General features: G+C 52.9%; 15 protein-coding genes and 2 pseudogenes. 7 read left to right on the forward strand and 10 right to left on the reverse strand.

Annotation, left to right across the window (positions count from 1 at the left end; all coding sequences use genetic code 11):
- Window positions 1–25: 25 nt before the first annotated feature.
- Both P2R09_RS00425 and P2R09_RS00430 read right to left on the reverse strand, forming a co-directional pair.
- A complete protein-coding gene (locus P2R09_RS00425) occupies window positions 26–1,141 on the reverse strand; it encodes a metallophosphoesterase (protein WP_275765946.1) in 1,116 nt (371 codons plus the stop codon).
- A 230-nt stretch (window positions 1,142–1,371) separates the two neighbouring features.
- Entirely contained in the window at window positions 1,372–3,699 is a 2,328-nt protein-coding gene (locus P2R09_RS00430; protein WP_275765948.1) for an FdhF/YdeP family oxidoreductase, read from the reverse strand.
- A 401-nt stretch (window positions 3,700–4,100) separates the two neighbouring features.
- On the opposite strand from P2R09_RS00430, the pseudogene P2R09_RS00435 reads away from it, so the two are divergent.
- Window positions 4,101–4,435 (forward strand): annotated as a pseudogene (locus tag P2R09_RS00435) (cyclophilin-like fold protein).
- A 166-nt stretch (window positions 4,436–4,601) separates the two neighbouring features.
- Here the strand turns inward: P2R09_RS00435 and yajD are convergent.
- On the reverse strand, window positions 4,602–4,949 hold the full coding sequence (yajD, locus tag P2R09_RS00440; protein ID WP_003850685.1) for an HNH nuclease YajD: 348 nt from the start codon (window positions 4,947–4,949) through the stop codon (window positions 4,602–4,604).
- Window positions 4,950–5,418: 469 nt separating this feature from the next.
- Here yajD and P2R09_RS00445 point away from each other — a divergent pair, with 469 nt between their 5' ends.
- Window positions 5,419–8,520 carry an efflux RND transporter permease subunit gene (locus tag P2R09_RS00445; RefSeq protein ID WP_275765978.1) on the forward strand — a complete coding sequence of 1,034 codons (3,102 nt, stop codon included), beginning with the start codon at window positions 5,419–5,421 and terminating at the stop codon, window positions 8,518–8,520.
- A 59-nt stretch (window positions 8,521–8,579) separates the two neighbouring features.
- Here P2R09_RS00445 and P2R09_RS00450 read toward each other — a convergent pair whose 3' ends face one another.
- Together P2R09_RS00450 and P2R09_RS00455 are read right to left on the reverse strand one after the other, a co-directional pair.
- Window positions 8,580–9,605 carry an alpha/beta hydrolase gene (locus P2R09_RS00450; protein ID WP_105100062.1) on the reverse strand — a complete coding sequence of 342 codons (1,026 nt, stop codon included), beginning with the start codon at window positions 9,603–9,605 and terminating at the stop codon, window positions 8,580–8,582.
- Window positions 9,606–9,670: 65 nt separating this feature from the next.
- Window positions 9,671–10,795, reverse strand: coding sequence for an MFS transporter (locus tag P2R09_RS00455; protein WP_275766045.1), 1,125 nt, complete (start codon window positions 10,793–10,795; stop codon window positions 9,671–9,673).
- Window positions 10,796–10,997: 202 nt separating this feature from the next.
- Here P2R09_RS00455 and P2R09_RS00460 point away from each other — a divergent pair, with 202 nt between their 5' ends.
- Window positions 10,998–11,894, forward strand: a complete 897-nt coding sequence (locus tag P2R09_RS00460; protein ID WP_275765984.1) for a LysR family transcriptional regulator — start codon at window positions 10,998–11,000, stop codon at window positions 11,892–11,894.
- Between the two features lie 71 nt (window positions 11,895–11,965).
- Here P2R09_RS00460 and P2R09_RS00465 read toward each other — a convergent pair whose 3' ends face one another.
- A complete protein-coding gene (locus P2R09_RS00465) occupies window positions 11,966–12,142 on the reverse strand; it encodes a general stress protein (protein ID WP_008926846.1) in 177 nt (58 codons plus the stop codon).
- A 574-nt stretch (window positions 12,143–12,716) separates the two neighbouring features.
- On the opposite strand from P2R09_RS00465, the gene P2R09_RS00470 reads away from it, so the two are divergent.
- Window positions 12,717–14,690: a methyl-accepting chemotaxis protein gene (locus tag P2R09_RS00470; protein ID WP_275765989.1), complete on the forward strand. Its 1,974-nt coding sequence runs from the start codon at window positions 12,717–12,719 to the stop codon at window positions 14,688–14,690.
- 104 nt (window positions 14,691–14,794) lie between these two features.
- Window positions 14,795–15,811 carry an NAD(P)-dependent alcohol dehydrogenase gene (locus P2R09_RS00475; RefSeq protein WP_039661912.1) on the forward strand — a complete coding sequence of 339 codons (1,017 nt, stop codon included), beginning with the start codon at window positions 14,795–14,797 and terminating at the stop codon, window positions 15,809–15,811.
- Between the two features lie 207 nt (window positions 15,812–16,018).
- On the opposite strand, the gene P2R09_RS00480 is transcribed toward P2R09_RS00475, so the two are convergent.
- From P2R09_RS00480 to tssD, 3 genes and pseudogenes are all read right to left on the reverse strand, one after another.
- The gene (locus tag P2R09_RS00480; RefSeq protein ID WP_275765992.1) at window positions 16,019–16,486 is read right to left on the reverse strand and encodes a hypothetical protein; all 468 of its coding nucleotides are present in this window, start codon (window positions 16,484–16,486) and stop codon (window positions 16,019–16,021) included.
- Between the two features lie 29 nt (window positions 16,487–16,515).
- Window positions 16,516–16,845: a tlde1 domain-containing protein gene (locus tag P2R09_RS00485; RefSeq protein WP_008926842.1), complete on the reverse strand. Its 330-nt coding sequence runs from the start codon at window positions 16,843–16,845 to the stop codon at window positions 16,516–16,518.
- An 11-nt stretch (window positions 16,846–16,856) separates the two neighbouring features.
- Window positions 16,857–17,348: pseudogene (gene tssD, locus P2R09_RS00490) on the reverse strand (type VI secretion system tube protein TssD).
- A 459-nt stretch (window positions 17,349–17,807) separates the two neighbouring features.
- Here tssD and P2R09_RS00495 point away from each other — a divergent pair.
- Both P2R09_RS00495 and P2R09_RS00500 read left to right on the forward strand, forming a co-directional pair.
- Window positions 17,808–18,587: an MBL fold metallo-hydrolase gene (locus P2R09_RS00495; RefSeq protein ID WP_154926946.1), complete on the forward strand. Its 780-nt coding sequence runs from the start codon at window positions 17,808–17,810 to the stop codon at window positions 18,585–18,587.
- A gap of 89 nt (window positions 18,588–18,676) precedes the next feature.
- On the forward strand, window positions 18,677–19,681 hold the full coding sequence (locus P2R09_RS00500; RefSeq protein ID WP_275765999.1) for a helix-turn-helix domain-containing protein: 1,005 nt from the start codon (window positions 18,677–18,679) through the stop codon (window positions 19,679–19,681).
- A 79-nt stretch (window positions 19,682–19,760) separates the two neighbouring features.
- On the opposite strand, the gene P2R09_RS00505 is transcribed toward P2R09_RS00500, so the two are convergent.
- On the reverse strand, window positions 19,761–20,162 hold the full coding sequence (locus tag P2R09_RS00505) for an H-NS family nucleoid-associated regulatory protein (protein ID WP_008926837.1): 402 nt from the start codon (window positions 20,160–20,162) through the stop codon (window positions 19,761–19,763).
- Window positions 20,163–20,180: the final 18 nt, after the last annotated feature.

The following is a 20,180-nucleotide window of genomic DNA, read 5'->3' on the forward strand; positions in this document are numbered from 1 at the left end:
TTCCTGAGGCTATTTCGTCACGCGTTTAGGGCTGGCGGCGCAGGGTAATCCGGGTCAGTTCCGAGGGACGGCCCAGTCTGACCGCCATGCCTGGCCAGAGTGCCGTGCCGTTATTCACATAGAGCTGCATTCCGTCGACCTGATAAAGCCCGGAAACAAATCCGGCGTTGGGTTTAGCAAAAAACCGATCCAGCCCGATAATCAGGCCGCCATGCGTATGACCAGAGAGTTGCACATCCACACCCTGTGCTGCGTTCTGGCGGGCGTTGCGTGGCTGGTGATCCAGCAGGATCACCGGCGCGTTTTCAGGCACATGCTCCAGTGCTCGGGCCAAATCCGGGCCGGTTGCGTTTCTGCCCGGTGCGGAAGCGTCTGGCAGGCCGGCAATCACCAGCTTTGCAGTGCCGCGCTGAATAATCGTGTGGCTGTTGAGCAGGGGCTGCAGCCCCAGTGAGGCCAGATGCGCCGTCCAGATCGCCTGATGGAAGAAATATTCGTGATTGCCGGTGATGGCCCATACGCCGTCAGGCGCGGCCAGCTTCCGCAGCGGCGCGACGTCATGCCGACGATGCTCCAGGCTGCCATCGATCACATCGCCTGTCACCACAATCAGATCGGCTTTAAGAGACATCGCTCTTTCAACCATCCTGGCGGTCCAGGCCGCATTAAACAATCGGGTGATGTGAAGATCGGTCAGCTGAAGTAGCTGATAGCCATCGAATTCTGGGGGCAGGTTGGGTAGCACCAGCGTCACCTCTTTAACCGGTGGCACCCGTATCGCTTGCTGAACACCAAAGGCAGCCAGTCCCATCGCCAGTAAGACGGCTAGATAGCGAACGCCGGGAACCAGTGCCAGCGGGTGGCGTAAAAGCAGGGCAATCAGCATGATCGCATCCATCATCATCTGAAACAGCGCAAGCAGCAGTACAGTGCTGTAGGCCCAGTTAAAAAGAATGATGACGGTGCGCGGCATTTCGGCGGAGAAAATCCCGCCCGAGGTAAAGCGGCTCACCAGCAGATATTGTGAGGCCAGCAGCACCAGTACGGAGAGCAGGATTTTGATGGCCAGTGGCATAGATAATGGAATAATGACGCGCGCAATAACATACCAGCTCGGTAAGCTGAAAATCAGGTGAAACATGGCATTCATCCGGTAGGGCGCTTAACACCGCGCAGGCAAAAAAGAGACGATCGTTTTGAGCTGTTTTCAGCACAGTAGTGTATACGATGCTGCCGCTCGGTTTGCTTCACGCAGGGTGCTCTAACGGTGGTAAACCAGTAAGCGAAGAGGAATAAAAGCCTGTCTGAAGGATAGAGAAACGTGCCCGGGTATCCGGGCACGCTGGCAACATTCACCTCTGACACGTCAGGTTAGCGTAAAACGTCTGAGGTCGTCGGGGTCTCTTCAGTTACACGTGTCATAGAGACCGGAATGTTTTTATAGGCGGGGATGCCGCTTTTGGTATCGTGGCTGTCGAGCGGCACCATCACATTCGCCTCCGGGTAGTACGCGCCGACTGAACCTGCGGCCATATCAATAATCACAATGGTCAGGTTTTTCATCTGGCGTGAGGTGGGATTGCCATCCGGGTCCAGTGCCATCAGATCGACACGGTCACCGACACGCAGCTGTCGTTTCTCCGCTTCCTGCTCACTGATAAACAGCACATCGCGGCGCCCTGTTACGCCACGATAGCGATCATTCAAACCGTACAGCGTAGTGTTGTACTGGTCGTGGCTACGCAGAGTGGTAAGCACCAGGTCATGACACTTCAGTGAGCGAGGATCTTCGTTGATACCCTGCATCACTTTAAATTGTGCCCGGCCAGAGGGCGTGAGCCAGACACGTTCAGATGCAGCGTTATGCAGACGGAACCCACCCGGATGCTCGATGCGCTGATTAAAGTTTTCAAACGCCGGGAATACCGCTTCAATGGCATCACGAATGCGGCTGTAGTCGCCTGCCATGGCAGACCAGTCAACCACGCTCTCTGGCAGCGTCGCCTTAGCCAGTGAGGCGACCAGTGCGGGTTCAGATTTAAGATGTGGAGAGGCCGGATTCAGCGACCCGCGCGAGGCGTGTACCATCGACATTGAATCTTCAACGGTTACGCTCTGCTGGCCGGTTGCCTGAACATCGGTCTCAGTACGTCCCAGCACCGGCAGCAGATAATTGTGTTTGCCGAGTAACAGATGCGAGCGATTCAGCTTGGTCGCCATATGCACCACCAGATCCAGATTGCGCATTGCCGGGAACGTTACCTGTGGATCAGAAATCGCTTCCGCCAGGTTACCTCCTAAACAGAGCAGTGCTTTAGCCTGGCCATCACGCATGGCCTTGATCGCCTCCACGGCGCCGTGGCCATGTTTCTGCGGTGGCTTGAATCCAAAGACCTTCTCAATACTATTCAGCAGCGATTGCGGCGGAGCCTCAGTGATACCTACCGTGCGGTCGCCCTGTACATTGGAGTGACCACGTAACGGACAGATGCCAGCACCCGGCTTTCCGATATTGCCTCGCATCAGCAGCAGGTTGGCTATTTGCTGCACGTTCTGAGTGCCGTACTGGTGCTGAGTAATGCCCATGCCGTAGCAGATGATGGTTCGTTCCGCGCTGGCGTAGAGCCGGGCAATATGCTGAATCTCCTCACGGGTCATACCGGAGACGTTGAGAATGTGCTCCCAGTCGGTGCTCTCCAGGTCTGCTTTCAGCGCATTAAAACCGTCTGTGTGTTCAGCGATAAATGCTTCATCAATGACACCAGGTTCGCCTTTGCTGAGCGCCTCCTCGTGCAGGGTGAGCAGAACTTTCATTACCCCTTTCAGCATCGCCGCATCGCCGCCCACCCGAACTTTATAGTAAGTCGATGCCAGCTCTGTAGAGGTCAAAGAGAGCATTTCAATCGGGCTCTGCGGTGAAGTAAAGCGCTCCAGGCCGCGTTCACGTAACGGGTTAATTGCCACGATGGTGGCGCCGCGTTTTGAGACTTCCCGCAGTGTGCCCAGCATGCGAGGATGGTTTGTGCCGGGATTGTGGCCAATGCAGAGCACCAGGTCGCAATGATCAAAATCCTCCAGCTCTACCGTACCTTTACCGATGCCAATCGACTCCGGCAGTCCGACGCTGGTGGGTTCATGACACATGTTTGAGCAGTCGGGGAAGTTATTGGTGCCATATTCGCGGGCGAAGAGTTGCCACAGAAACGCCGCTTCATTCGACGCACGGCCCGAAGTATAAAACTCCACGCTGTCTGGATCATTGTAGCTGCGCAGATGCTCCCCAATCTCCTTAAACGCCGTCTCCCATTCAATGGGTTGATAGGTATCGGTAGCTGCATCGTATTTCATTGGGTGGGTTAGCCGTCCTTCGCCCTCCAGATGCAGTGCGCTACGTTCCCATAATTCAGTCACGGTGTGGGCATTAAAAAACGCCGGCGTGGTGCGCTTACTGGTGGCTTCCCACGAGACGGCTTTTGCACCGTTTTCACAGAACTCAAACGATGAAGCATGTTGCGGGTCGGGCCAGGCGCAGCCCGGACAGTCAAAGCCCTGCGGCTGGTTGACTTTAAACAGAGCGATCACATCCTGTTTTACGGCCATCTGGCCGCGTATAGCATTCGCTACCGCTTTTAATGCGCCCCAGCCACCGGCAGCGCCATCATAAGGGGCGATGCCATCTGTGCGATTTTGCTCTTTCATACTGCTCCACATTGTCTCTGTTGTTATTTTCTAAGCCTGGTACAGAAATAGGGGTAATAACGTGGAAACTGGCTGATATTCAGGGAAATTACTTCTCAAAATGTTTCGGGAACCCGAAACGTAAGCCGAAAATCAGTTCAGCACACCAGATGAAGCGCAACGCATCCGGACTATGATGAACTGATACATCAACGGCGTAATTGGCATTTTGATCAAGATATCGGGCAAGCCAGGGGTCATCGCTGCAGGCATGACACGCCTGAATTCATACGCCAGGATCGGGAGATCTGTCTGATGAAAAAACCTTACTTATTATGGCTTTAATTTCCACTGCGAGTACGCTGCCGGTGAAGGCCAGTGACAGTGACCACCTGACAGAGGGGCATACTGTGAAGATTATTATGACGATTGACCATCAGGCGTATGACATTACGCTGGCCGATAACCCCACCGGAAAATCATTCTTACAGAAACTCCCGCTGACTCTGACGATGAGGAGCTGAACGGCAATGAGAAGTTTGCTGACCTGACTGATGCGCTTACTACCAATCCGCGCAAACCTGGCACAATACAGCAAGGCGATGTGATGCTGTATGGCGATAAGACGCTTGTTCTTTTTTATGAAACATTCCAGACCTCCTATAGCTACACGCCAATAGGAAAGGTGCTGTCTGCAGGCAATTTAAAGAAGAGTGTTGGTGAGGGAGAGGTTCACATACGTTTTACCCGGCCATGACGGGTATCAGCATCTGAAAAAGACCGGTTGGTCAATTCATTCCGCGCTGAGTCAGAATGTACAGTATTTGCCCGGACGGGCGACTTTTGGGTCTGGTCGCAGTCCGTTGTTGTAAACCTCTCTATGAGGCGAGGCTGTCAGGCAAGCCAGCCTGACAGTGCAGACATTACTTCTTCTTATTCAACATCGATTTCAGGTCAGCAAACGGATTGTAAGTAGCCTCACCCACATCTTTTTGTGCATCTTCGCCAGCGACTACGCGGGTGCCATACTGGTCAGCCTCGGTGTACTTTGAGTGCTCGTGGTCATGACAATAGAGACACAGCAACTCCCAGTTACTGCCATCTTCAGGATTATTGGTGTGATCGTGATCAATATGGTGAACGGTCAGTTCGCGTAGGTTGGAATAAACAAATTCGCGTGAGCAGCGTCCACATACCCAGGGATAAATTTTAAGTGCTTTTTCACGATAGCCGCTTTCCAGCCGCGTGTAATTTTTGGGGATAAGTGCCATTGCCGGGATTACCTGTTATGCAGAGAACATTTCGTGATAGTGCAATCAATATATCTCACATCGGAACAGAAGGAGAGTGCCGTGCGCATTTCTCCTTTACCCGATAAATCAGCAAAGTCCTTCCTCTGTATGCTATCCAGCCAGCGTCAACCTGACGCATCAGCAGGATGGCATCTTAAAGGGGATGATTTACCGCTTTGCTAAGATAGTGGCGCTAAATACAACGCATGACAGCCTGCACTTAACAGAAATGTCGCTGGCACCCTGATACGTTCATCTCCCTGAGCAATTCATGAATTCGCGATGAATCCCTTACTCATTGAATTGCCACGTCCCGGTGTGATCCGGCGGGTTTAAGAAAAGAGAACGTCAGGATGTTCAGCCAGAAGTTACAACCTATAATCATCGCTGTTTGTTGACCCGCAGGAATGCGGGTCCTGCACCCGCCTATAAGGAAGAGACCCCGCTGATGTTTTCTCGTTTTTTTATTTATCGTCCCGTCTTCGCATGGGTTGTTGCCATTTTAATCATGCTGCTTGGCGCGCTCTCCATCACTCTGCTGCCGGTTGAACAATATCCCGATGTGGCACCGCCTTCTGTGAACATCAGTGCAACTTATACCGGGGCATCTGCCGAAACGCTGGAGAACAGCGTCACTCAGGTGATCGAGAAGCAACTGACCGGGCTGGATAATCTGCTCTACTTTACCTCCAGCAGCAGTTCGCAGGGGGATGTGTCGGTCACCGTTACGTTTAGTCAGGGCACCGATCCGGACACTGCTCAGGTGCAGGTACAGAACAAGGTGCAGCAGGCGCTCTCCCGTCTGCCCAGCGAAGTACAGCAGCTTGGCGTCACCGTGACTAAATCGCAGTCGAACTTTTTGCTGGTGATGGGGCTGTATGACACCACAGGCAAAAGCAACAGCACTGATATCGGCGACTGGCTGGTCAGTAACATGCAGGAGCCGCTGGCCAGGATAGAAGGTGTGGGGGATATTGAGGTGTTCGGCGGTCAGTATGCGATGCGCATCTGGCTCGATCCGTTCAAACTTAACGCTTTCGCGTTACAGCCCTCCGACGTGTCGGCAGCGATACGCTCTCAAAACATTCAGGTCTCAGCCGGTAAAATTGGTGGCCTGCCGTCCCCCGACAATCAGCAACTCACTGCCACGGTCAGAGCGCAGTCGCGACTGCAGACGCCAGAGCAGTTCCGCAACATCATTGTTAAAAGTGACAAAAGCGGTGCCATTGTGCGGGTGGGGGATGTGGCGCGGGTTGAACTGGGTGGAGAATCCTATGACATGACGACCCGACTCAACGGGCATCCTGCGGCCGGGGTCGGGGTGATGCTGGCGCCGGGCGCGAACGCGCTGGCCACCGCGACGCTGGTGAAAAACAAAGTTGAAGAGTATCGCCACTCGATGCCGCAAGGCTACGAAGTGGCTTATGCACTCGACAGTACGGACTTCATCAAAATCTCCGTTGAGGACGTGGTGATCACCCTGATTGAAGCGATCGCGCTGGTCGTGGTAGTGATGTACCTGTTTCTTCAGAATCTCCGTGCGACGCTGATCCCGGCTCTGGCGGTGCCGGTAGTGCTGCTCGGCACCTTTGGCGTGCTGGCGCTGTGTGGATACACCATCAACACACTGACACTGTTTGCCATGGTACTGGCAATCGGCCTGCTGGTAGATGATGCGATTGTGGTGGTCGAGAACGTCGAACGCATCATGCGTGATGAAGGTTTACCGGCGAGAGAGGCAACTGAAAAGTCGATGAAAGAGATCTCGGGCGCGCTGGTGGCTATCGCGCTGGTGCTTTCGGCAGTATTTCTGCCGATGGCCTTTTTCGCCGGATCGACCGGTGTAATCTATCGACAGTTTTCTATCACCATCATTGCGGCTATGACTTTCTCCGTGGTGGTGGCGCTGACCCTGACGCCCGCGCTGTGTGGCATGCTGCTGAAGCCGATATCACCGCACAGCAAAGGCTTTTTTGGCGGTTTTAACCGCTTTTATGCCGCCACCGAGCACCAGTACCGTCACAAAGTCGTGAGGACTTTGCGTCGCCCACTAATCATGGTATCGCTTTATGCGGCAATGGGTGTGGTGCTGTTTGTGATGTTCACCCGATTGCCAGGCAGTTTCCTGCCGACCGAAGATCAGGGCAGTATCATGCTTCAGGCTACATTGCCAGCGGGCGCTACGGCCAGTCGTACAGAGGCCGTCAACCAGCAAATAGTTGACTGGTTTCTGACTGAAGAAAAACAGAATGTTGATGTGATCTTCACCATCAACGGCTTTAACTTCAGCGGTGCTGCGCAGAATGCTGGTATGGCGTTTATCAAGCTTAAAAACTGGGACCAGCGGCCGGGGAGTGAGAACTCTGCTGAAGCGATTGCCGGCCGCGCCACTTATGCGCTTGCGGCGATTCGGGATGCACAGATCTTTGCACTGACACCGCCCTCAGTACCTGGACTGGGACAAAACAACGGCTTTACCTATGAGTTACTGGCCAGCGGTGGAACCACGCGTGAGCAACTGGGTAATCTGCGCGATCAGTTATTACAACGCGCAGCGCAGAGCCCGGAGTTAACGGGCGTGCGGGCAAATATCCTGCCACAAACACCGCAGTTGCAGGTAGATATTGATACCAGCAAAGCGGTGGCGCTGGGACTGAATTTGGATGACGTGACCGATACGCTGACCAGCGCCTGGGGTGGTGCTTATATCAATGACTTCATCGATCGTGGACGGGTGAAGCGGGTCTATGTGCAGGGCGACAGTCAGTATCGTTCAGCACCGTCAGATCTGAATAAGTGGTACATCCGGAACAGTGAAGGCACCATGACGCCATTCTCGGCCTTTGCCTCGACCCAGTGGACCATGGGACCAGAAAGCCTTGATCGTTATAACGGCTCTGCCGCCTATGAAATTCAGGGTCAGAATGCCGAAGGGTTTAGCTCCGGCGATGCCATGAATGCGATTGAGCGGCTGGCTAATCAATTACCTGCAGGCACGACGGGCGCGTGGAGCGGGCTTTCGCTGCAGGAAAAACAGGCGGGCGGGCAATCGACTACGCTTTATGCGATCTCGATTCTTGTGGTTTTCCTCTGTCTGGCTGCGCTGTATGAAAGCTGGTCGGTGCCGTTCTCAGTGCTTCTGGCGGTGCCGCTTGGTGTGTTGGGTACCGTGCTGGCAGTGGCGCTGCGGGGATTGAGCAACGATATCTATTTCCAGGTGGCGTTGCTGACCACGGTCGGACTGACCTCTAAAAACGCGATATTAATCATCGAATTTGCAGAAGATGCAGTGCGCCGGGGCAGTTCGCTGAGTGCAGCTGCATTGCAGGCGGCACGAACCCGTTTGCGGCCGATTATGATGACGTCACTGGCCTTTATTGCCGGCGTGATCCCGCTGGCGGTGGCAACCGGTGCGGGTGCTAATAGCCGCATTGCCATCGGGACCGGCATCATCGGTGGCACGCTGGCAGGCACGGTCCTGGCATTGTTCTTTGTTCCGCTGTTCTTTGTGCTGGTGAAGCATTATCTGACCCGCCATCGCAAAGGCTAATCACGCAGACAGCCCGTCTGCAGTTTTCTGGAGACGGGCTGGAGTCGATGAGCAGAAGATTACAGATTCTGTTTAAAGAAAGCCGTCAGTTTCGCGAACGGGATCAGATCAGTGCGATCATAAAGGTCGACATGACCTGCATCAGGTACGATATACAGCTCTTTGGGCTGAGCTGCGCGCTGGAAAGCATCTTCACTGAACTCGCGTGAGTGCGCTTTATCACCGGTGATGAAGAGCATTGGGCGCGGAGAGATGGTCTCAATATCATTGAACGGATAGAAGTTCATGAACTTCACATTGCTGGTGAGCGTCGGGTGCGTGGTTAGTGCAGCTGACGAGCTTTTTGGGGTGAACTCGCCCCGAGGTGTCCGGTAGAAATCATAAAACTCTTTAGCAACTGGCGGTGAATCAGCATCAATTTTGTGTGGTGTACCGCCGGTGTATGCGATTTTACCCCCGGTAAATTCCGCATAACGTTGCTGTGCCGCTGCTTCAATGATCTGCTTGCGCTGAGCCAGCGTCTGGCTTTTATTCAGCGCATTACGGTTGGCTGATCCCATGTCATACATGCTGACGGTAGCTATCGCCTTCATGCGGGGATCGATCTTTGCCGCGCTGATGACGAAACTGCCACTGCCACAGATGCCCAGCACACCAATCCGATTGCGGTCGACAAATTCGCGTGTCCCCAGGTAATCGACTGCGGCACTGAAGTCTTCGGCATAGATATCCGGAGAAACCGCATTACGTGGCTGGCCTTCACTTTCGCCCCAGAATGAGAGATCGATTGCCAGGGTAACAAAGCCCTGCTCAGCCATCTTTTGCGCATAGAGACTGGCGCTCTGCTCTTTGACTGCGCCCATCGGATGCCCCACCACTATCGCCGGAAGACGCGCTGTTTTACTCGCTTCTTTAGGTCTGAACAGGGTGCCGGTGACGCCCATCTGATACTGGTTTTTAAACGTCACTTTTTCGCGGGTCACTTTATCGCTTTGATAAAAGTTGTCGGCGCCGCGTGACATATCGGCAGCGCTGGCTGCAAATGAACTGATCAACAGTCCAAACATCAGGGTTAATGCTCTCATGAAAGGATCCTCAGGGTTGACGAGAAGTGGGCAACAGGCTGCCCGGTTAAACAATGAATCTGCTATCAGGCGGCGCTTTCTTTGCGCGCAGTGATCAACGCCAGTCCAGCGGCAGCGATGAGTAATGTGGCGCTGATGGCAAAGGTGATCTGCCAGCCTGCATGGTCAAAGGCCAGACCGCCCAGCGTCGATCCCAGAGCAATCGACAGCTGGACAATGGCAACCATTAATCCGCCGCCCGTCTCTGCGTTATCCGGGAAGGTTCTGGCGACCCAGGCCCACCATCCGGTGGGTGCGGCAGTTGCCACCAGTCCCCAGATGCCCAGCAACGGTGCCACCAGCCACAGCTGATGACCGAACACCATGAGCAGCCCTGCGACTGACGCCATGATCAGTGGAATAATCATCAGGGTGGGATAAAATCCACGCTGCAGAACAACCCCGACGATTAGTGTTCCGATAAAACCGGCAACGCCAATGGTCAGCAGAACCAGCGATAGCGTAGAAACGTCAACCTGCGTGACGGTTTCCAGAAACGGACGGAGATAGGTAAAGAGGGTGAATTGCCCCATAAAGAGCAGTCCGCAGGCGGCAAGACCTATTGTTACCAGCGGTGAACGCAGCAGCTGCAGGAGGTTTGCGCTTTGCTGCCGTGCTTTATCGACTGGCATTGACGGCAGTGTAAATCCTTGCCAGAGCAGGGCGAGCAAGGCCACCGGCACCAGGCTGAAAAAAGCGCCACGCCAGCCGATGACAGAACCGAGATAGCTCCCCAGCGGTGCAGCGATAACCGTCGCCAGCGCATTACCGCCGTTAAAAATAGCCAGTGCATGCGGCACCTGCCCGGTGGGGACCAGCCGGATAGCCACCGCAGCTGACATCGACCAGAACCCGCCAATCACCACGCCAATCAACGCCCGGCCAGTCATGTAGATGAGATAGTTGGGTGCCATCGCGACCATCAATCCGGATAGCGCCATTAGAAGTGTCAGCGTCAGCAACAGGATTTTGCGGTCGAGATTGCCTGCAATACGGGTGATCAACAGGCTTGTCATCACCGCCAATGCGCCGGAGATAGCAATGCCCTGTCCGGCCTGACCTTCACTGACCGCCAAATCACGTGATAACGGCGCTAAGAGGCTGACTGGCATAAATTCAGATGCGATCAACGCGAATACGCAAAGCGTCATCGCCCAGACGCCACCCCAATGGGCGACGTTGTGCTGAGGGGAATATGCCGTTGTTTCCGGAGAAGTCATGCTGAATCCTGTTTCATTGTTGGTGGTCATGATGAACTCAGGAAATTTTACTGTTTAACTTTATATTGACTAGCTAATGAATCCTTAATGGGGTTATAACCAGCGATTATGAATCCACCAACGGGAGCGCAATATGAAGCGCAACATGAATGATCTGCAGGCTTTTATTACCGTAGCGCGTGAGGGCAGCTTTACCCGTGCAGCGGCACTGCTGGGCGTTACGCAGCCCGCGCTGAGTCAGACTATTACTGCCCTGGAAAACCGGATGGAAATTCGGCTGCTGACCCGCACGACGCGGAACGTCTCACCGACCGCAGCAGGTGAACGGTTAATCCTGGCGATTGGCAATCGATTCGATGAAATTGAGGCGGAGCTGGATATGCTGACCGCGATGCGTGACAAGCCCGCCGGCACGGTACGCATCACTTGTGGCCCGCATATTCTCAGTTCACTCCTGATGCCTAAACTGACGCCACTGCTGGAGGCTTATCCGGATATCCGACTCGAATTCGATGCGAATCATGGCTTGCGCAACATCGTGGCCGATCGGTTTGATGCCGGAGTCAGAATGGGTGACACAATTGATAAAGATATGGTGGCGATGCCCATAACCCCACCGTTACGAATGGCGGCGGTGGCAGCGCCAGACTATTTTCGTCGTCATGCTGCGCCTCAGGTCCCACACGATCTGCTGCATCACAACTGCATTAATATGCGACAGGCAACAGCGGGAGGATTGTATGTCTGGGATTTTGACGGAGAAGAAGGGCCGTTGAATGTGCGGGTAGATGGACAGTTAACGTTCAACACTTCGGCACACATTGCAGAAGCGGCAGTGGCCGGTCTGGGAATTGCTTTTCTGCCTGAACAGGAAGTCGAAGAAGGGCTGGAGCAGGGCACGCTGATCCGGGTACTGGAGCGCTGGTGCGAACCGTTTCCTGGTTATTATCTCTATTATCCCAGCCGCAAGCAGCACTCACCGGCTTTTAACCTGGTCAGAGAGGCGCTGAGGCTAAAAGAGGGGGAATGATGAGATTCAGAGAGTTGATGGAAGAGATGCCACTCCATGGCGTAATACGTCCTAAAGCGCTTTATTCAGAATTACTTAGAAGGACGTCGACTAATCTTGCCTCCTTTCCGACCGGCTTCCCTGGCCTTTTCAGGATCGTTTCTGAAGTTGCCCCCACTGACCTTGCCTCCTGCACTGCCAGCTTCACTCGCCCGTTCTGGATCGTTGGCAAAATTGCCGGCACCACCTCTGTACTTCTGTTGTGTCATAGGAAGACCTCATATCAATGTTCCATTAGATAAAAAGGACTAGCTAGTCACACCAGGAAGCATAGTCGTCCGCTTCGTTTATGCAAATGCACAGACTGAAGTTGTTGATAATGCAGACGTTAATTTTGAATAGAGCGCTGGCGTCGGCATGGTAAAGAGAGATGAACTGCGCATAACGGCCTGACGAAAAAGGAGAATATTATGAGTAACGCGACCTTGCTCCGCACGCGGGGAGATTGACAGGATCTGCCCGCCGCCGCACGCAAAGGCTGCGAAAAGCAGAGGCAACAGATGAGTGACAGATAAACAGGAATAGTGCCAGGCCCTCATTCTGGCTTATTTTATGCTACTAAAATGTAACAACTTCATTCATTAAACCAACTGCAGCAATTGCTAAAGGTTTTCCCGCTAGTGGCGATAACCCAATGGCGTTGAGCGCGCCGATCAATGATGAACCCGGCACTCAGCGACGAGTTCTGAACGCGAACGGACCTGCATTTAGCCCTCCTTTTAAAAAACACCAGCAAGCGCGAGTTTAAGCGCAACCTACTCTGATAAAAGCGAAAATAATAATATGTCGATCATTAAGACGATCAAAAGTCGCCTGCCTGTTGCCCGTCTCAGGCGTAGCAGCCAGCCAGCGAATGGCACCTGGGATTGTCGTGCGCTGCCGGAATCACTCTCTTCCATCGGGTTAAGCTCGCGCGCGGGCGGGATCCTGATGACTTTTGTTCCGCCTGAAGCCGATTTTCAGCGGGTCAGTCAGGCCTGGCAACGCTTTAATTCCGCCGATTTGACCGTGCTGACACTCTCTTCCAACGGTGCGCTGAGCAGCAGCCGATCACAAAGTACTTACTGTGATGGCAATGGCCCGGAGGGAAGCTATCTCTGGCTGCCTGACACGCTGATCGCCAGCCATGAGACACACATTGTCGACCTGCATGTCGCGGACACTCAGACTGCCAGCCAGCGTATCACCGCCATCCAGCAGGAACTGATGCGGTTGCAGGTGCGGATGCCGCTTTCGGCAGACCGTACTTTCGCGATGATTTATTGCGACGGATTGTCGGCGTCCGAAGGCTTTCTGATGCAGGCGTGGTACAACTGCGGGCGTTTCCCATGCCTGGCGATTGGCGGTTCAGCGGGCGGTAAAATTACCTTTGATGGCACCTGGATCGGTACTGGTGGCAAGGTGCTGCAGGGCAAAGCTGTGATTATGTTCTGTCAGATGGCGCCAGGAAAATCATTTGCTCCGTTTAAAAGTCAGAACTTTACGCCACGCGAGCAGAGCTGGCTGATTGCCGAAGCCGATCCGGTTGCGCGCACCGTCACCTCTGTGTTTAATCGCCAGGGTCAGCAGCAGCCGTTTGTTGCATCGCTGTGTGAACACCTTAACTGCACTGAAGCGCAGCTGACCGAACGGCTGAAAGGGTTAACCTTTGGCGTTAAAGTCGGCGGGGAATACTTCATTCGCTCGATCGCCAAAATTGAATCGGGTGGCGTGCAGTTTTTCTGCGACCTCGAGTTTGGTGACCGGCTGTTCCTGATGGAGGAGAAAGACTTTAAACAAGCGACGCAGCAGGAGTGGCAGGCTTTTACCGCACAGCATGGCAAACCGGCCGCTATTCTGATGAACGACTGTATCCTGCGTCGTGTCGGTAATGCTGATAAGCTTCACAGCGCCCACTTTTTTAAAGGCATCGCTGCCGCCGGCTTCTCCAGCTTTGGCGAAATCCTGGGCGTGCCAATCAATCAGACGCTCTCTGCACTGGTGTTCTTTAATCATGACGTCAAAGCGATGAGCCAGTTCCCGGTGGAGTATGCTGGTTACGCCGCACATTACGCGCAGCGTGCATTGCGTCGCTGGGAAGCGCTGAACAGTATTCAGACGCGGGTCCTTGATCGGGTTATCAACTATCAGCAGGCATTGACACCGCTGATGGAAGCGTTGCCAGTGCTGGAAACCGCTACCCAGAGCCAGGGTGAAACGTTGAGCCTGGCAGAAAGCAGCATCCGTAACATCAGCAATATCGCCACTGAGAGTCAGCAGGCTCAGGGACGACTGGACGATGGGTTGGACGATCTGGAAAAAATCTCTAACGGCATCAATGAGATTACGCATGGCATCAGCAATATTGCTTTCCAGACCAACATTCTGGCGCTGAATGCCGCAGTCGAAGCGGCACGTGCGGGCGAGGCTGGCCGCGGATTTGCCGTGGTCGCGGGCGAAGTCCGGCGTCTGGCGCATTCATCGAAAGAGCAGGCTGAAGCCACAGCCAGTAACATCGGTGAGGCGGTCAGCACCATCTCACGCATCCGGCTGGTGGCCAGTGATTCGGCGCAGACCGCCGCGCAGATGGCAGAGCGCAGTATTTCAGCAGCCGATACGCTGGCGGCGATGAACCAGCAGACGCGTCATGAGCGCGCCGACATCGCGAAGCACCTCGGCAGCCTGCGCGAACTGACGCAGGGGATGGATGCGATGCAGGAAGCCGTTGCGCAGCTCAAGGTGTTACAAACTCTTTCAGGTGCGCAGGTTAAAGGCTGAATTATCTGAATAAAAGACAAAAAAGTGCGGTGTAAGCGCAACGGCCAGGCAAGGCCGGCTTTCAGTTGTTACACTTGTCTGTGATTAATCACGCAGAGGTATGAATGAAAATTAAAAGTTATGCAGCCATGCAGGCTGGCCAGGCCCTTGAACTCTATGAGTACGATGCCGCCGAGCTGGCAGCCGAAGAAGTCGAAGTCCAGGTCGAATATTGTGGTGTCTGCCACTCAGACCTGTCGATGATCGATAACGAGTGGGGCATCTCTCAGTTCCCGGTGATTGCAGGACATGAAGTGATTGGTCGGGTTTCTGCCCTGGGCGAAGCGGCCAAAAATAAAGGTCTCTCAATCGGCCAGCGTGTAGGAATCGGCTGGACAGCAAAAAGCTGTCAGCACTGCGATGCCTGTATTAACGGCGAGCAGGTTAACTGTCAGCAGGGCAGCATCCCGACCATCATGAACAAAGGTGGTTTTGCCGAGAAGCTGCGCGCCGACTGGCAATGGGTTATCCCGCTGCCGGAAAAACTGGATGTAGCAAGCGCCGGTCCGCTGCTGTGTGGCGGTATCACCGTGTTTAAACCACTGCTGATGAGTAACATCACGGCGACCAGCCGCGTAGGTGTGATCGGTATCGGCGGGCTGGGTCACATTGCCATCAAAATCCTGCACGCGATGGGTGCAGAAGTCGTGGCATTCAGCTCAACGCCAGATAAGAAGCAGTCAATCCTGGATATGGGCGCAGATGAAGTGGTTAACAGCCGCGATCCTGAAGCCCTGAAGCAGCAGGCGGGTCGCTTTGACCTGATTCTGAGCACTGTGGCGGTCGATCTGGACTGGAAACCTTATTTCGCCGCGCTGGCACCTCAGGGTAAATTCCACACCGTGGGCGCAGTGATGAAGCCGATTGAAGTGAGTGCTTTTGATCTGATTCTGGGCGACAAAGCGGTAACCGGTTCATCAACCGGCTCACCAGGTCAGCTGCGCTCGCTGCTGCGTCTTGCTTCCCGTGCAGATATCGCCCCACAGGTTGAGTTCTTCCCGATGTCGGACATCAATAAAGCGCTGGATCACGTCCGCGCCGGTAAAGCCAATTACCGTGTCGTACTGAAAGCCGATTTCTGATGGGAATCTAAATGATATGCCGCAGCCTGCTGCGGCATTTTTTTTGCCTTTATTTTGTCAGCAGTCCATCAGACAGGCCAGCCGCAATCACGCTGATTGGGTTTAAGGGTCAACAGTTTAAAAAACCACGCTAAGATTATAATGTATTGTTTTTATTAATAAGTATTCGTTCAGAAAACCCGGCAAGCGTCAGGTTTGTTCTGAGGATTAATGTCCTGAATTTTTTGCGGTTTCTTGTCTGACTTCGTCAATCGTGTCACGCATATTGCTCAGAAATTTTGCAGCAGCAGCTCCAGCTTTTTCCAGCACGGGTTCTGCCTTCGCGAAATACTCCTCAATTTTCATCTGATTTGCATGTGTGATTAAAGGTATACCGCATACCATTGATGTGCCAAATCGCTGCTTTAAGGCGTCGGTACTTTTGTCCAGCGAGTTGGTTGCGTTAATTACAGATATTGGATCTTTAATTAACTTCATGCTAAGAGCTGTGGTCAATTCCTCTGTATGAGCAGCGTCAAGGGTATCACCAATACTGTCAATTTTTCCCGGAAACGCATGGAGCGTTTTGTTGTCTGCCTGCTCAATCAGTTGGATATAAGCTTTCCATTCATTTGATGATGCTATGCAGGAGGACGGAATAGTGCAGGCGATCAGCAAGATGATTCGCAAAATCATCTCACTACCTCCAGCGTTTTATCTGTTGACTAAATGATTTTTGTGCGAATAACCGGCCCAGGGATTATGCAACCCTCAGAAGCGAATCCATGTACTTTCGGCGGCTTCCTTTCACCGTGTATACGAAATAAAGAGCGGCCATAACTTTCGCCAGAGGTTTGTGTCAAAATTATGGTAAATGGTCCCTTTGAACTGGTATGTCCGCCAATATGCCAGGTACCGCGAGGAATTGGCCCCATACCTTTAACGTGTTGACGATCCGGGTTGTTTTTGTTGGTCAGGCTCCCTGAATAACCTTTACCCATTAACTTACCGCGGTGCCACAGTTCGCCGGTACTCTGGTGGTATATCCATGCCATATGTTGTTCTCCTATGCCGCGCTACGCTCTTTCCAGGAATCAGAGTGAATAATATTGCCGTCCGGATATTTCCAGGTGATTTTTTCATACGTCATTTCGAGCACTTCAAGGTGATCGTGACGTTCGTAATCCCGGTCCTTAACATCTTCCATAAAGGGTACGACACAGGTAATGCGGACATTTTCAATAAATACGTTTAAATATTCTTCTTTCTGTCCGGCGTAATTAATGCGATAGAATTTAAGCTCGGCAGACTTTAAAAGCTTTCCGGCGCTGACGAACTGATAAAGGTATGGACTTGAAGAGTCCAGCGCTTTGGTCAGCATAAAGGGCGCATGCTCGCAAGTGGCCGTTATCTTACCGGACAGATTATCCGTAGGGAGTCATATGCCGTGAGCCAGTGCGGTTATTTCTATACTTCCTTCTCGTTGCTGCACATCAACAGAGCCTTTGACGGGATTTCCACCATCATCCTTCAGCCATAAATAAACAGGTATAGCCATTCTGTGAACTCCTGTTTCGTGATTAAAGAGCAGTGATTATCGCCTTCTGTTCCTTTATGGCGGAAATGCCAATTGAGTTTTTATTGATTTAAATCAATGGAATGAATTGCTTTTAATTTTCGTTTTGGACGGAAATATGTGGCGCGGGATATGCCCGTTTTCTCTGCCGCTGTTTTAAATGACTGCCCCGGGCGGATGAATCTCAGTGCTGATAATGTCGCACTGTGTGGTTTTCAGCCGAACTTCACAGCGGACTCCCTTGCAGCAGCCCGACCGTCATTGGTCCGCTCTTTAAGACCGGTTCTCCCACCTGCCACAAGATAATTTCACATTTTGGCCCGATCCCATCGAATGCTGACCTTTGGGCCTGTCATGCACACGATGAACAGTGACGTAAAGTAATCGCATAAGTGCCAGTAGAGCTGGCTGATTTCACTGAAACTGTTTATGGAGCCTGGCATGAAGCTAACCCAAATTCGCAACGCTACGCTGTTACTGGAGTATGCAGGAAAAAAATTCCTTATCGATCCTATGCTGGCCGAAAAAGAGGCCTGGCCAGGCTTTGCCGGCAATGCCCGGCCTCACCTCAGAAATCCGATGGTAGATCTGCCAGTCCCGCTGGACGAACTGCTGGCAGTAGATGCGGTCATCATCACCCACACCCATGCCGATCACTGGGATGAAGCTGCGCAACAGCAGGTGCCAAAGAATATGATGATTTACAGCCAGAATGAAAGTGATGCTGCGCTGCTTCGGTCACAGGGTTTTGAAAACGTGCGGATGCTGCAGGATGAAAACCGTTTCATCGATGGTCTCACTCTATATAAAACCGATGGGCAGCATGGCAGTAATGCATTGTATGCTGACAAAGCAATGGGCGAGATTCTGGGTGATGCCTGTGGTCTGGTGTTTACTCATCCGGCAGAAAAAACGCTGTATGTTGCTGGCGATACGGTGTGGGTCAAACCTTATGTCAGAAGTCTGCAACGTTTTCAGCCGCAGGTTGTGGTGTTAAATATTGGCAATGCTACCAACGATCTCTATGGTCCGATTATTATGGGCAAAGAGGATACGCTGCGTACCCTGAACATCCTCCCTGGCGTGATAATTGTTGCTTCTCATATGGAAGCCATCAACCACTGCCTGTTGACCCGTGCTGAACTGCGCGCCTATACCTCAGAACAGGGTATTGCTGACAAAGTGCTGATCCCGGAAGATGGTGACTCCATGACGTTCTAATCGGCCCTTCACTAAACACAGGCGCTTTGTGAACGGCTTGTGCTTTACAATCGGTTTCCACCGCCATGCTTGTACAGTGAGGGAAGATAATGGCTGGGCTCAGAGTCGCAGTGCTGGCAACCGCAGGTCTTAGTCCATTTCACTTTTCAGTTCCCTGCATTTTATTTGGATCGGCTATGCCACAGCAGACGCTATTTCAGGTTGATGTTTTTGCAGAAAAACCTGGCGTGGTTCGTTCCGATATGGGACTGTCAATCACCGTAGAGCATGGCCCTGAACTCCTTGATCAGGCGGCGATTATTATAGTTCCCTACTGGCACAATCCGGCTGAAAAACCGGCGCAGGTGCTGCTTAATAAGCTGGTAGCGGCCTGGCAGCGTGGTGCGGAAGTCGTTGGACTGTGTCTGGGCACATATGTACTGGCTTATGCAGGTTTACTTGATCAGCGCCGGGCTGCCACACACTGGGAATTTGAGCAGGACTTCAGTTCCCGCTTTCCGGCCGTTCAGCTCGATAGCAACGCGCTCTATGCCCGTGACGATCGTCTGATAACCTCTGCTGGTACCGCTGCAGGGATCGACTGCTGTCTGGATATCATCCGTCATCACTATGGTAGTGCCATTGCCAATCGGGTAGCGAGACGAATGGTGGTGCCGCCCTACCGTGAAGGCGGTCAGGCGCAGTTTATTGAGCGTCCGGTTCCGGAAACAACGCGTGACAGTAAGATTAATGCACTGCTGGCGTCACTGCGGGAGAATCTGCATAAGCCGCAGAATCTTGATTCCCTCTCGCGCAGGCTCAGCATGAGCCGGCGAACGCTGACCCGTCACTTCCAAAGAGCAACGGGTATGTCTCTGGGTGAGTGGTTGACGGCTGAGCGCCTTCAACGCAGCCAGTGGCTATTGGAAACAACCACTATGAATATTGAAAGTGTGGCCGAAAAGGTGGGTTTTGAGTCGCCGGTTTCATTTCGTCAGCGTTTTAAATCGCGGTTTGGTGTTTCACCCAGCGAGTGGCGTCGAACGTTTCGTGGTTCTGAGCCAGTGATGGCTAATGATAACGTGGAAAAGAAGGACGCCAGGACACCAGGATAAATATCTGTGCCATGGGACTCTGCGGACCGGAATATTGCCGCCCATTGGCGGTCAACATTCCGGCAGGAAATTAGCGCGATTAAATCAGGAAATCATCCAGTGACTGGCCATTTTCGATCGCAGTTTTAATGGCTGAAGGGGTTCGGCCCTGACCCGTCCAGTAACGAACCTGACCGTTTTCATCATTGTAACGATATTTAGCCGGACGCTTCGCCCGTTTCTTTTTGCCGGTTACCAAAGGAGAAGCGCTATTTACCAGTTCCAACGGATTAATTCCTTCTTCCATCAGCAACTCCTGATAAAACGCCAGCTTTTCAGCTTTCTTACGAGCTTCTGCCTCTCGTGCACTTTCCTCTTCACGACGCTCATTTACCACTGTTTCTAATTTCTGGTGTAGCTCTGCCAGCAGATCCAGCGTCATATTGCGTGCCTCAGCACGCATTGTGCGGATATTATTCAGGCTGCTCAGATTCTTACTCATACCAATCCTCAAATACTC

Origin of the sequence: Pantoea sp. Cr_R13 (assembly GCF_029222565.1) — a bacterium.
Taxonomy (GTDB): domain Bacteria; phylum Pseudomonadota; class Gammaproteobacteria; order Enterobacterales; family Enterobacteriaceae; genus Pantoea; species Pantoea eucalypti.

Coding starts and splice junctions, on each gene's coding strand:
- P2R09_RS00495 (WP_154926946.1), top strand. CDS start 17,808: ATGAAGCTAACCCAAATTCGCAACGCTACGCTGTTACTGGAGTATGCA.
- P2R09_RS00480 (WP_275765992.1), bottom strand. CDS start 16,486: ATGATTTTGCGAATCATCTTGCTGATCGCCTGCACTATTCCGTCCTCC.
- P2R09_RS00455 (WP_275766045.1), bottom strand. CDS start 10,795: ATGACGCTTTGCGTATTCGCGTTGATCGCATCTGAATTTATGCCAGTC.
- P2R09_RS00445 (WP_275765978.1), top strand. CDS start 5,419: ATGTTTTCTCGTTTTTTTATTTATCGTCCCGTCTTCGCATGGGTTGTT.
- P2R09_RS00470 (WP_275765989.1), top strand. CDS start 12,717: ATGTCGATCATTAAGACGATCAAAAGTCGCCTGCCTGTTGCCCGTCTC.
- P2R09_RS00450 (WP_105100062.1), bottom strand. CDS start 9,605: ATGAGAGCATTAACCCTGATGTTTGGACTGTTGATCAGTTCATTTGCA.
- yajD (WP_003850685.1), bottom strand. CDS start 4,949: ATGGCACTTATCCCCAAAAATTACACGCGGCTGGAAAGCGGCTATCGT.
- P2R09_RS00500 (WP_275765999.1), top strand. CDS start 18,677: ATGGCTGGGCTCAGAGTCGCAGTGCTGGCAACCGCAGGTCTTAGTCCA.
- P2R09_RS00460 (WP_275765984.1), top strand. CDS start 10,998: ATGAAGCGCAACATGAATGATCTGCAGGCTTTTATTACCGTAGCGCGT.
- P2R09_RS00475 (WP_039661912.1), top strand. CDS start 14,795: ATGAAAATTAAAAGTTATGCAGCCATGCAGGCTGGCCAGGCCCTTGAA.
- P2R09_RS00485 (WP_008926842.1), bottom strand. CDS start 16,845: ATGGCATGGATATACCACCAGAGTACCGGCGAACTGTGGCACCGCGGT.
- P2R09_RS00505 (WP_008926837.1), bottom strand. CDS start 20,162: ATGAGTAAGAATCTGAGCAGCCTGAATAATATCCGCACAATGCGTGCT.
- P2R09_RS00425 (WP_275765946.1), bottom strand. CDS start 1,141: ATGTTTCACCTGATTTTCAGCTTACCGAGCTGGTATGTTATTGCGCGC.
- P2R09_RS00430 (WP_275765948.1), bottom strand. CDS start 3,699: ATGAAAGAGCAAAATCGCACAGATGGCATCGCCCCTTATGATGGCGCT.
- P2R09_RS00465 (WP_008926846.1), bottom strand. CDS start 12,142: ATGACACAACAGAAGTACAGAGGTGGTGCCGGCAATTTTGCCAACGAT.